Source organism: Pseudomonas sp. SJZ078 (assembly GCF_007828255.1).
In the GTDB taxonomy this organism is placed as follows: Bacteria; Pseudomonadota; Gammaproteobacteria; order Pseudomonadales; family Pseudomonadaceae; genus Aquipseudomonas.
Genome location: NZ_VIUG01000002.1, coordinates 229,787 through 242,205, shown reverse-complemented (window position 1 = coordinate 242,205; position 12,419 = coordinate 229,787). Strand labels below are relative to the sequence as shown.

Genomic DNA, 12,419 nt, shown 5'->3' with positions numbered 1-12,419 from the left:
GTGGGAGCGAGCCTGCTCGCGATAGCGGTGAATCAGTCAAAGGTGTGTTAACTGACACTCCGCTATCGCGAGCAGGCTCGCTCCCACAAGGGGATTCGGTGTTCAGTCCTGGGGTTTGGCCCTGCGCGCCTTGAAGAACTCGCTCAGCATCGTGCTGCATTCTTCCGCCAACACCCCGCCCTCGAACATCACCCGATGGTTCAGGAACGCCTGGCTGAAAAACTGCCCCTGGCTCTGCACGATACCGGCCTTGGGTTCGAGGGCACCGTAGACAACCCGGGCGATGCGGGAATGGACGATCAGGCCGGCGCACATGCTGCACGGTTCGAGCGTCACATAGAGGGTACTGCCGGGCAGGCGATAATTGCTCACGGCCTGGGCGGCGGCGCGGATGGCGACCATTTCCGCGTGGGCGCTGGGGTCGTGGCCGCTGATCGGGCAGTTGAAGCCGCGCCCGATGATCTCGCCGTCCTGCACCAGCACCGCGCCCACCGGCACCTCGCCCAAGGCCGCCCCTTGCGCGGCCAGCGCCAGGGCTTCGCGCATGAAGTCCTGGTCGCGGCTGCGATCGATGATCCGAGCGGGACGAATCTGACGCATCACGCCACCTCGATGGCGGCCATCAGGCCGGTTTCCATGTGGTCGATCACATGGCAGTGGAACATCCACACACCCGGGTTATCCGCCACCAGCGCCACCTGTGCCCGCTCGTTCTTGCCCAGCAGGTAGGTGTCGGTGAAATACGGAATGACCTTGTGGCGGTTGGACGCGATCACCTTGAAGCTCATCCCGTGCAAATGGACTGGATGCTGATATTGAGTCATGTTCTTCAATTCGAAGATGTAGCTCTTGCCCTTTTTCAGCGTGGCAATCGGCCGGTCGGCGCAGGTCTTGTCGGTGATGTCCCAGGCCTTGCCGTTGATCTGCCACAGGCTTGGCGGCTTGCCGTTGTCGACATTGACCGACACCGAACCGACCCACTCGAAATTGAAGTTGAGTTTCTCGGCATTGGCCAGGTCCGGCTCGGACACCGGATTGGCCGGCAACGCGGGTGGCCATTGGGTCGGCGCATCGTTGTTGGGCACCGACCGCAGGGTGCCCAGGCGCACCGGGCCGTTGCGCAACGACAATTCTTCCCCGGCCGGCGGCGCCTTGATGGCCAGGCAGATGCGCATGCCCGGGCCGAGCCAGTACTCCTTGCCCAGCGGGCGCGGCTCGATGGGATTGCCGTCCAGGGCATAGATCTGCGCTTCGACCCCGGGAATGTTGATCCGGTAGGTCAGGGTGTTGTCGAGGTTGAGCAGGCGCACCCGCGTGATCTGCCCGGCCGGCAAGTCAATTACCGCCTCCGGCACACCGTTGATGGTCGCCAGTCGCCCGGCCGTCCCGCCACGGGCCGCCTCGCGGGGAATGCTGAACTCAACGAACTGGCCTTGCTCGTCCACATGCCAGCTCTTGAGGCTCAAGGTTTGCTCGTACTTGAACCCGGTGGGCTCGCGCTCCTCGATGATCAACGGCCCTACCAAGCCACGCCCCAACTCTTCGCTGCTGTTGACGTGCGGGTGATACCAGTAGCTGCCGGCGTCCGGCACACGGAACTTGTAATCGAAGTATTCCCCCGGCAGCACCGGGAGTTGCGAGACGTACGGTACACCGTCCATTTCCAGCGGCAGGCGGATCCCGTGCCAATGGATCGTAGTCGCCACCGGCAGGTGATTGATGAAGCGCACCCGCAGCCACTCGCCCTGGCGCGCCCGCAACTCGGTCCCCGGCGCCGCTGGTCCAAAGGCCCAGGCCTGGGTCTTGTGCCCGGCCACCAACTCGACGTCCAGAGGCGCCGCAATCAATTCATAGTCGTGCCCAGCCTCGGCATCCGCCCGCTTGCCCAACCAATACCGCGATGCGCCTCCCGCGCCAACGCCCACGACAACAAGACCGGCCAGGCCACCGAGTATTTGGCGACGGGTAAACGACATGAAGGCAACCACCTATTGAATCCGCGGCGAACCGGCAAGTCCGCAAAAGGCGAATACGATACACCCGCAATTGAGAAAGATTAAGTGAAGGATTGTCGCGACCCCGTTCGAACATTGGTCACCACAGCGCCCAAATGCTCAGACTAGGCTCTGTACGAAAAGTCTTGAGACGAAGGTCAGGCAAGGCGAAAACAGCCGAGGAAGCGCAGTGTACTGGAGTACATGAGCATTGCGAGGCTGTTTTCAACGCAGCATGGACGAGTATCAAGGCTTTTCGTACAGAGCCTAAGTCGCAATTTCGTTCGAAACGCTGGTTGTCCACTGCGTTACGAATGCGCTCACCCGCTGTTCAATGTGACTTTCAACCGTGCGCAAGCGCAATAACGGAAGACTGCATTTGCCCAGGATGCTGTTTTTCAAAGCGTCAAGTTCCGCCTGCTCCGGCGTGTCATGGCTGCCTCCATCAACTTCAATGACACCTAGCGGCGTTTTCCCGGCTTTGAAATAAATTACGAAATCACAACTGGCACCGTTACTCATGAATGCCTGCTCTCGCGGCGTCAGGCTAGTGTTGAGGATGGAAGCCACTTGAATCAGTGGGATCTGCGAGCGGAATCTGAGCCCTCGGCAAGCCGCAGGCTCCAACGTCTCGCGCAATATCTGTGCGACGATCTGCTCGGATTTGTAAGTGGAGTCCTCCGACCGTAGCCGCTGATTAAGACGCTCAAGCGATTGGTCGTATTCCTTGTAAAGCAGGTCAAAGGCCGATATCACCGGTGCACGATGCACCTGCCTTTCTTCGGCGTAGTATTCGATGTAGCGCACCAACGCCGCGATATGCCCGTTGTTCGCAGTGAAAACATCATCTCCCGTGACCAGCGTAAAGCGATTTTTAGCGCGGGACACCGCCACGTTCACCATGCGCGGATCATCCACGAATGCGAGGAACTTCTGGGTAGTCGTCTTTTTATCCAACACCGTGGAGAAGACGATTTCTTCGCACTCCCGGCCCTGGAACTTATGTACGGTGTCATTGACGAAGTCAGCCGGCAGCAGCGTGCCCGATAGTGCGGCCTGGGCCCTGAATGGAGCAATGAGGCCCCTGCCATCCTCGCCCTCCCAGGCACTTTTGCCCTCACTGTCGAGCGTCGCCAGCAGCGATTCCAATTCGCGAAGGTTGGTTGTCCGTCGTGCGTGGTTGCCCTTGGCGGTGATCAACAACGACAGCGGTTTTTCCCCATTGTCCTTTGTCATCGGGACCAGTTGCCCCTCGTAGAACTGCTGGTTACAGAACTGAATGATTCTCGGATGACAGCGGTAGTGTTCTTTAAGCAACGTTCTCGGAATAGAACCGTTGAAAACCCTGACGCATGAATCGAGCAGGCTGTGCTTCTCGCAATCGTAGTGATCCTTATACTCGGGCGCAGCCAGGCCCAGCTTTGCCGGGATGTGCGCCAACTGTTTCCTATCACCGACAATGATCAGATTCTTTGCGCAGCCCAAAGCCAATATTCCTGGAACGATGTCCTGCTGCGAGGCTTCGTCGATGATCACGTAGTCGAGTATCGTCCCGCTTTGAAGCGAGTTGATGATTGAATGTGTACTGCTGGAAATGATCGGATAACGCTTCACGAACTCATCGAATCTGCACTTGTAAGTCTCGGCTTCAAAGGCCTCAGGGGTCGGTACATGTTGATGCAAGTGTTGTTTGAGGTACTTCATCGAGCTGCCGGTCAGCTCATCCAGCAGCGCCTGATAATTGCCGATTCTCAACGCTTGCTGATGGCCTTCCAGCGCTGCGTTTTTTTCCTGCAACGCCTTGTCGTAATAGTGCAGTTGCAGGCCATAGAACGTCGACTTGCGTTTCTCCCAATTATCGAATGGCCTGGTGCGCAAGATGCTGAAATTGAACAGCAACTCGATTCGATCCTTGATCCTGATGCGACCGCCGCCAAGATGAGTCAAATACGCCATCAGATCAGCGGACTTTTGCGCAGTGAGCTTGTACTTCTCCAGGTCCGGCACCCGTATGCCGTTGTCCTGCTGCCATTGCTGCAAGTAGCGCTTCTCGACTTCCAGTTCAGCGATTTCAATCTGCAACTGCGCCACCGCATTGCAGGCATGCAAATAGCCCTTGAGTTGGTGCAGGACAGCCTGGATGCGCTCCATTGATGGCGCGGTTTCGGTAGGTGGTGAAGGTCGAGAACGCGGATTGGCGAAAAATGTCTCGCGATTTCTGCTGCTGCCCAGCTCGGCGACCAAATAATCAAGCCCCGACTTGCCCAGTTTTTCACAGACATTCGCAACGGCCGAATTATTGTTGGAGACCACCGCTACGTTTTTTCCACGCAACAGGATGTTAGCGATGATGTTCAGGATGGTCTGGGTCTTGCCAGTGCCGGGAGGGCCTTCGATAAGACTGACTTGGGAGGCCAAAGCCCGCTCAACAGCTTGGAGCTGGCTTTCGTTGATACCAAACGGAAAGATTAAATGACCCGCTTGCCTCTGCTGACCATTCTGCCCGGTGCAGTACGCGTGCAGTGCTGTACCTGCGCACAACGGAACTGCAGTCAGCTGACGCAGCACATTGTCAGCGATCTTTTTGTCATCCGGCTTCTCGGCCTGGGTGACCCGCCCGTTAGCCACAGAAAGGAAATACTCAAAGACCGGGTCGTCATTAAACTTCGTCGATGCGACCAGCTCGATAGCGTCCAGCTTGAACAGGTATTTCCTGGCGCCTTTGGGATACTGGACTATGGCGTATTTTTCTCCATAGATCACAGCCTCCTTGATAGGATCATGTACCGCACAGCCCTGCTTGCACAGGTAGCTGTTCCCCACCACTCGGGTAGGAACGACTTCACATTCTTCGAGCGGATAGAGCACCTTCTTACCGCAAGGAAGATGACAAACAAGCGAAAACCCTGCGCTACCCTCGTTCTTGATTGTCCAGTTGCTGATCTGTCCGGTCCTGTCTTCACCGCGTACCTTGATAGAAACCATACATTCCTTAGTCAGGCTCGTTCATGCCTGGATACGTCCATGTTGTCTGAAGTTTCATCTGGTTGACCCGACAATTCAATACTATTGCGCCATCACTCCTCACTCGAACATCAGCATCCATGGATGCATAACCTCCAGCCATGCAAGCGGATTGCCGCGGGACGAACGGGTCGATGATAGGTGCTTCCAAGCGCGGGTGAAGGCGGCAAATCGTAGAGAAAGATGACAGCACCATCAGGCGCCGTCGTCACTTACTGCTGTCGTAGTTGGAAGATGTGAGCTACCGCGCCTTCTCGCCCCGCGGCGTGAAGAACGCCAGCGCCGCCGCGACAACGAACAACGCAGGCACATCGCCGAGCAAGTGGCCGTAGTGGCTCATTCCGTCCATTCCGACACCGAAGGACTGCACAGCCATGATCGCGCCATGCACCACGCTCGACCACACGGTGAACCAGATCAGACTCACAGGTATGCCTGTTGATCAGGCATCTCGACCACCTCCTTTAACGCTGCACGCGCCCGTGCATGGCTGCGCAGATAGCGGGACTCTTCAACAGACGGGCGAGGAACTCCAGATGGGTAACTTCATGCCGCAGGGGCCTCTGCGGACAAGACGGCTTTCGGGTATTGAAAAAAGGATGCGCTACGCCTGATCTTGTCAGCTAACGATTAAGCTCGGAAAAAAACGATTAGAAAACAAGAGTTACGCACAAAAACAGTTATTTCTAGCAATCCTCACCAGAGCTGAGGAAAGGGTTAAACATGATCCAAGTCTCCAGCTCGCAAATGGCGGTTTTAAAGCCAGAGGGAACATCAATCTGACCGGCCAAAGACGCCCGCTCCACAGCGGGTCATCTCCCCAGTTAATCCTTATCAGCTTGCCGGATTGCGCGCCATCACGATCCAAGCCGCGCCGTTGATCATCACCGACCTCTCGCCGGCGAGGCCCGCGAAGGCGGCACGGGCCGCGGCCCAGGCTCGGGCGCGGATGTCATCGGGTTGATCAGCGAGCACAAGTGACAGCGGGCCGCCCTCGAACGCCATCCTCACCGCGTCGTCGATCGCCGCGTCCCGCGTTTTGCCCTCGCCGAATGGGATGGAAGCATCAAAGGGTGTGATAGTGATATCGGTGAAGCCGGCCGCTGTCAGGATACGCATCACCCGCCCCCGATCACCGAACGAGAATGGGCCGGGCGCTTCGGGACCGGGCGGCGCGGGTAGCGGGACGATGTCCTTGATCGCCCCCATCGGCAGGCGCACCCAATCGTTCTCGGCCACGCCGCGCCAGCAGACGAAAGCGACCCGCCCGCCCGGCCGAAGCGCGCGGCGCATATGGGCGAACGCCCCAGTCGGATCTTCGAAGAACATCACCCCGAAACGCGAGAACAGGATGTCGAACGCGCCCTCGGGCAGCTCGGTGCTGCTGGCGTCGGCCACTCGGAACAGGACCGGCGTATCCTGTGGCGCAAGCGCACGTGCTCGGTCGATCAGCGGTTCGGAGATGTCCACGCCCAGCACATAGCCGCCCGCGCCGACGCGAGCGGCCAGATCCAGACTTGACGCACCCGCGCCGCAACCGACGTCCAGCACGCGTTCGTCCGTGACGGGCGCGGCGGCTTCGATCGCGGCCCGGCCGAACACCGCCATCATGGCGTCCAGCCGAGCCTGGTTGGCGGCCCAGTACTCCCCGCTTTGGCCATTCCAGTCGGCAACCTGATGGGCATTTTGCTCTGTCATGGGATCTCCCTGTTCTGATTCGTTCTTAATAGACGGGAATCTGCGCGCTCAAACCAGCATCGATTGCTGAGCGAAGATACCCGCCATCGCGCCCTGCGATGATGCCTGGGTGACCGAGGGCAAAAATGGCGTGGCGAGGTCGCCGGCGGCGTAGATGCCGGGCATGCTGGTCTGGCGGCGCTCGTCGACTTTGAGGACGATGCCGGCGGGCGTATCCACCGTGGCGAGGCCCAGTGATTCATGCAGGCTTGTGCACGGCTTGCTGCGCGGATGGGCGAACAGGATGTCGACCGCGACATTGGGGCTGGTGTCGAGATTGACCGTGCTGATATGACCCTTTTGATGGGCGATCTCGACGATCCGGCCATCGACGACAGATATGTTGCGGTGCGCCAGATCGGCCCGGATATCGGGCGGGATGTCATGACCATCGGCGAAGACCGTCAACGTGTCAGTCCAATCGTGGTACAGCCTGACATAATTGTGCGACTGCGGGCCGGACCAGACGAGGCCCCAATGCTGGCCGGCGTTTTCAAAACCGTCGCAATACGGACACGGCACGATGGACGTGCCCCAGCTTTCGGCGAAGCCCGGAACATCAGGCATCTGGTCGACGACGCCATAGCTCAGGATCAAGCGGCGCGCCCCAAGACATTCGCCATCGCCAGTGAGGACGGAGAAATGGTCAATGGTGCCGGAGATGCTCTCGGCCCGGGCGTTGACCAGTCTGATCGTGGGGTAGCGCGCCAACTGCTGCCGCGCCTCTGCCAGGATGTCCAGCGGTGGCTTGTGATCGTGGCCGAGCAGGCCATGGGAGTGGCCAGCGAAGCGATTGCGCGGCAGGCCGGTATCGAGAACCGTGACCTTGCGGCGAGCACGGCCGAGCTGCAGGGCGGCGGCGAGGCCGGCAAAGCTGCCGCCGATGATAATGACGTCATTCATGGTGATGGGCTCCGCGCTGTGGGTGGAGGAGATAGGTTGCGGCTTTAAGATACTTTAAAGTACCATAATTCCAGAATTAGAATACTGTCAAGTACTGGAATTTTTATGTCCGAAAACAGCCAGGCCCGACGCGGCCGGCCCGCCAACGAAGCGCTTGGCCAAACGATCATCGACGCAGCGTACGAACTCTTTGTGGAATTGGGTTTTCAAGCGACGACCATGGACAAAGTCGCCCAGCGGGCGAAGATATCCAAGCTAAGCATCTATCGGCACTTCGAGAACAAGGAGGCGCTGTTCAGCGCGGCCATCGCGGTCCATTGCCAGCAGTTTGCGCCACAGGCCCTTTTTGAAGGCGTCGACGGCTCGGCCGAAGATCAGCTCATGGCGGTGGGATCAACCTTGCTTCGCACGCTGTTGAGCCCGGACGTACGCAGTGTCGAAGCCATGATCACGGCCGACAAAACCAATCAAAAAACGTTAAGCCAACGCCAATACGAAGCCGGCCCCGCCTATGTTATCGCCCAAATCGAGGCCCTGTTGCGTCAGTTGCACGCGAAGGCGGTTCTGAACGTGCCCGATCCTCGCCAGTCCGCTCGCTTGTTTGCCGCGCTTTTCAAAGGATCCGATCTGCTGATCATCGCTCGCTTCGATGAAACGAGAGCACAGGACGACAACGAAATCGAATCCTATTGCCGGTCGGCCGTCGCCATGTTTATCGCCGCGCACGCGACGCGAGCTGCCGCCGACCAGACAGTGCCAGACTGAAAATGCAAAAAGCCCGCAGTTACGCGGGCTTTAAGTACTTCAATGCGCTTTGTGCCGGTCTATGCCAGACGCGGGATCACTCCCACTCAATCGTCGCCGGCGGCTTGCTCGACACGTCATACGTCACGCGGGAGATACCGTCGATTTCGTTGATAATGCGACCGGAAACGGTTTCCAGCAGCTCGTACGGCAGGTGTGCCCAACGAGCGGTCATGAAGTCGATGGTTTCCACCGCACGCAGGGCCACGACCCAGGCGTAACGACGGCCATCGCCCACCACGCCAACCGATTTCACCGGCTGGAACACCACGAACGCCTGGCTGACCTTGTGGTACCAGTCAGCCTTGCGCAGTTCCTCGATGAAGATGTGGTCGGCGCGACGCAGCAGGTCGGCGTATTCCTTCTTCACTTCACCGAGGATCCGCACGCCCAGGCCCGGGCCCGGGAATGGGTGGCGGTAGACCATGTCGTACGGCAGGCCCAGTTCCAGGCCGAGGCGACGAACCTCGTCCTTGAACAGCTCGCGCAGCGGCTCAACCAGCTTGAGGTTCATTTCTTCCGGCAGGCCACCGACGTTGTGGTGGGACTTGATCACGTGGGCCTTGCCGCTCTTGGCGCCGGCCGACTCGATCACGTCGGGGTAGATGGTGCCTTGGGCCAGGTACTTGATGTTGTCGAGTTTGCAGGATTCGGCATCGAACACGTCAATGAAGGTACGACCGATGATCTTGCGCTTTTTCTCCGGGTCGGATTCGCCGGCCAGGTTGGCCAGGAACTGCTCTTCGGCGTTGGCGCGGATGACCTTGACGCCCATGTTCTCGGCGAACATGGCCATCACTTGCTCGCCTTCGTGCAGGCGCAGCAGGCCGTTGTCGACGAAGACGCAGGTCAGTTGATCACCGATGGCCTTGTGCAGCAGCGCGGCGACTACCGAGGAGTCGACACCGCCGGACAGACCCAGCAGTACGTTGTCGGTACCGACCTGGGCGCGCACCTGGGCGATGGCGTCTTCAGCGATTTTCGACGGTGTCCACAGGGCTTCGCATTCGCAGATGTCGAGGATGAAGCGCGACAGGATGCGGCCACCCTGCTTGGTGTGGGTCACTTCCGGGTGGAATTGCACGCCGTAGTAGCGACGCTCGTCGCTGAACATGCCGGCAATCGGGCAGCTCGGGGTGCTGGCGAGGATGTGGAAGTCTTCCGGCATCCTGGTGACCTTGTCACCGTGGCTCATCCACACGTCCAGGCCGAACAGGCCATCGGCGTCGACATGGTCTTCGATGCCATCCAGCAGGCGGCTCTTGCCGACCACGTCAACGCGGGCATAGCCGAATTCACGCAGGTCGGAGCCTTCCACCTTGCCACCGAGCTGCTCGGCCATGGTCTGCATGCCGTAGCAGATGCCGAAAACCGGTACACCCAGGTCGAACACCGCTTGCGGGCAGCGCGGGCTGTTGGCTTCGTGCACGGACTCGGGGCCGCCGGCGAGGATGACGCCTTTGGGAGCGAACTCGCGAATCGCTTCGTCATCCATGTCGAACGGATGCAATTCGCAGTACACGCCGATTTCACGCACGCGGCGGGCAATCAGTTGGGTGTACTGGGAACCGAAGTCGAGGATCAGGATGCGGTGAGCGTGAATGTCGAGGGCCATGACTCATTCTCTGATGCAGCTGCAAGCTTCAAGCCGCAAGCTGCAAGTTGATCGGGTAGAACGCGATAGCGGCTGCAGCACCACTATCGCTTGTAGCTTGAAGCTCCTAACTCGCAGCTCGAGGCGTTAGCCGACCCGGTAGTTCGGCGCTTCCTTGGTGATCTGTACGTCGTGAACATGGGACTCGGCCATGCCGGCGCCGGTGATGCGTACGAACTCCGGCTTGGTGCGCATCTCTTCGATGTTGGCACTGCCGGTGTAGCCCATCGAGGAACGCAGGCCACCCATCAGTTGATGGATGATGGCGGTCAAGGTGCCTTTGTATGGCACGCGACCTTCGATGCCTTCCGGCACCAGCTTCTCGGCACCCGCGGAGGAGTCCTGGAAGTAACGATCGGAAGAGCCCTGGGCCTGGGACATGGCGCCCAGCGACCCCATGCCGCGGTAAGCCTTGTAGCTACGGCCCTGGAACAGCTCGATCTCGCCCGGCGCTTCTTCGGTACCGGCGAACATCGAACCCATCATCACGCTGTAGGCACCGGCAACGATGGCCTTGGACAGGTCACCGGAGAAACGGATGCCGCCGTCGGCGATCAACGGGACGCCAGTGCCTTCAAGGGCAGCGGCAACGTTGGCGATGGCGCTGATCTGCGGCACGCCGACACCGGCGACGATCCGTGTGGTGCAGATCGAGCCAGGGCCGATACCGACCTTGACCGCGTCGGCGCCGGCTTCGGCCAGGGCCTTGGCGGCAGCGCCGGTGGCGATGTTACCGCCGATTACCTGCACGTCAGGGAAGTTCTGCTTGACCCAGCGAACGCGGTCGATCACGCCTTTAGAGTGACCGTGGGCGGTGTCGACCACCACCACGTCAACGCCGGCATTGACCAGGGCGGCGACGCGGTCGCCGGTGTCCTTGCCGGTACCGACCGCAGCGCCGACGCGCAGACGACCCTGGTCGTCCTTGCTCGCCAGCGGGTAGGCCTTGGCTTTTTCGATGTCGTTGACGGTCATCATGCCCTTGAGGGCGAATTTTTCGTCGACGATCAGCACGCGCTCGATGCGGTGCTTGTGCAGCAACTCGCGGACTTCGTCCTTGCTGGTGCCTTCCTTGACCGTGACCAGACGCTCTTTAGGCGTCATCACTTGGCGCACGGAAGCATCGAGACGGTTCTCGAAACGCACGTCGCGGGAGGTGACGATGCCGACCAGGTCGCCATCGTGCAGTACCGGAACGCCGGAGATGTTGTGCATACGGGTCAGTTCGAACAGATCCCGGACGGTGGCGTCAGCCTCGATGGTGATCGGATCCTTGACCACGCCAGCCTCGAACCGCTTGACCTTGCGCACTTCGGCGGCCTGCTGTTCGATGGTCATGTTCTTGTGGATGATACCGATACCGCCTTCCTGAGCCATAGCAATGGCCAGACGGGCTTCGGTCACGGTGTCCATGGCAGCGGAAACCAGCGGGATATTCAGTTCGATGCCACGGGTGAGACGGGTTTTGAGGCTGACTTCGTTAGGCAGCACCTCGGAATAACCAGGCACTAGGAGAATGTCGTCGAAGGTCAGGGCTTCTTGGCTGATACGCAGCATCGCGGGGGCTCCCGAGCGGGAAAATGGAAGCGCGCCATTATACTCATGCACACCGTCTGGCTCAATGTAAAACTCTGTCTATTATTGGCGGGCTGATTGATGGAGCTAAAGCACAACAATCCTTGCCGCACAACAGATCCTGTGTGCCTATCTACAGCTCCACCCGAACCCAACTCACCGGCTGGTCCAGCCAATCAGCAAACTCATCGAGAAACGACTGCTTGAACCCCGCTTCCAGCCAGTTATTGAAAATGAACCCCAGGTTGGAGAATGCGCACGGCTGCAAGAACAGGAACCCGTTGATGTCGTCTTCATGCCCGCATTCGGGGCAGGTGAAGTTGTCGGTGCGACCCGGCATCCAGTCTTCCAGGCTTTCGAACAGCGCCTCGCCGACCTCTTTGCGGCACTCGGCACAGCCGGCCTCTTCAAGGAAACCCTTGGCCGGCGTATAGATGCAACGCTTGGTGATGATCTCCAGGCCGTTGATCGCGTCGCCGAATGGCAGTGCATCAGGCTGCAGGACCACCTCGCGGGCGCCGGGGGCGATGGCGTGGCCCATGCGATTGCCGGTGCGTGCGCAGGTGGTCAGTTGTTCCTCGACGATATTCTTGCGCACCAGCCAGCGCACGATGGCCCGGGCCCGAGGTTCATGGACCGGCAGGGTGGAGATTCTCGGAACGATGATGCTTTGCGAATTCATGATGCGGCCTGACGGTTTACGTTGCGATGCGCTGGGAGGCCGGCAG

9 protein-coding genes and 1 pseudogene are annotated in these 12,419 nt (G+C 59.6%); 1 reads left to right on the top strand and 9 read right to left on the bottom strand.

The features are described from left to right. Positions 1-102 precede the first annotated feature (102 nt). The 6 genes and pseudogenes from tadA to FBY02_RS03005 form a co-directional block, all read right to left on the bottom strand. Entirely contained in the window at positions 103-600 is a 498-nt protein-coding gene (tadA, locus tag FBY02_RS03030; RefSeq protein ID WP_144923204.1) for a tRNA adenosine(34) deaminase TadA, read from the bottom strand. Then, a complete protein-coding gene (locus FBY02_RS03025) occupies positions 600-1,976 on the bottom strand; it encodes a multicopper oxidase family protein (protein ID WP_144923201.1) in 1,377 nt (458 codons plus the stop codon). Before FBY02_RS03025 ends, tadA begins: the two co-directional genes overlap by 1 nt. A gap of 285 nt (positions 1,977-2,261) precedes the next feature. Next, positions 2,262-4,979, bottom strand: coding sequence for an AAA domain-containing protein (locus FBY02_RS03020; protein WP_144923198.1), 2,718 nt, complete (start codon positions 4,977-4,979; stop codon positions 2,262-2,264). Positions 4,980-5,259: 280 nt separating this feature from the next. Further along, positions 5,260-5,445: pseudogene (locus tag FBY02_RS03015) on the bottom strand (DUF6632 domain-containing protein); the annotation flags it as partial. 407 nt (positions 5,446-5,852) lie between these two features. Then, a complete protein-coding gene (locus FBY02_RS03010) occupies positions 5,853-6,716 on the bottom strand; it encodes a class I SAM-dependent methyltransferase (protein ID WP_144923195.1) in 864 nt (287 codons plus the stop codon). Between the two features lie 48 nt (positions 6,717-6,764). Next, entirely contained in the window at positions 6,765-7,658 is an 894-nt protein-coding gene (locus FBY02_RS03005) for an NAD(P)/FAD-dependent oxidoreductase (RefSeq protein WP_144923192.1), read from the bottom strand. A gap of 105 nt (positions 7,659-7,763) precedes the next feature. Here FBY02_RS03005 and FBY02_RS03000 point away from each other — a divergent pair, with 105 nt between their 5' ends. After that, positions 7,764-8,423 carry a TetR/AcrR family transcriptional regulator gene (locus tag FBY02_RS03000; protein ID WP_144923189.1) on the top strand — a complete coding sequence of 220 codons (660 nt, stop codon included), beginning with the start codon at positions 7,764-7,766 and terminating at the stop codon, positions 8,421-8,423. Between the two features lie 76 nt (positions 8,424-8,499). On the opposite strand, the gene guaA is transcribed toward FBY02_RS03000, so the two are convergent. From guaA to FBY02_RS02985, 3 genes are all read right to left on the bottom strand, one after another. Next, complete coding sequence (gene guaA, locus FBY02_RS02995; RefSeq protein WP_047702151.1) at positions 8,500-10,077, bottom strand: glutamine-hydrolyzing GMP synthase; 1,578 nt, start codon at positions 10,075-10,077, stop codon at positions 8,500-8,502. Between the two features lie 126 nt (positions 10,078-10,203). Continuing rightward, positions 10,204-11,673 (bottom strand): IMP dehydrogenase, encoded by a 1,470-nt coding sequence (guaB, locus tag FBY02_RS02990; protein WP_144923186.1) that lies wholly within the window; start codon positions 11,671-11,673, stop codon positions 10,204-10,206. A gap of 151 nt (positions 11,674-11,824) precedes the next feature. Then, positions 11,825-12,373 (bottom strand): sugar ABC transporter ATPase, encoded by a 549-nt coding sequence (locus tag FBY02_RS02985; protein WP_144923183.1) that lies wholly within the window; start codon positions 12,371-12,373, stop codon positions 11,825-11,827. Positions 12,374-12,419: the final 46 nt, after the last annotated feature.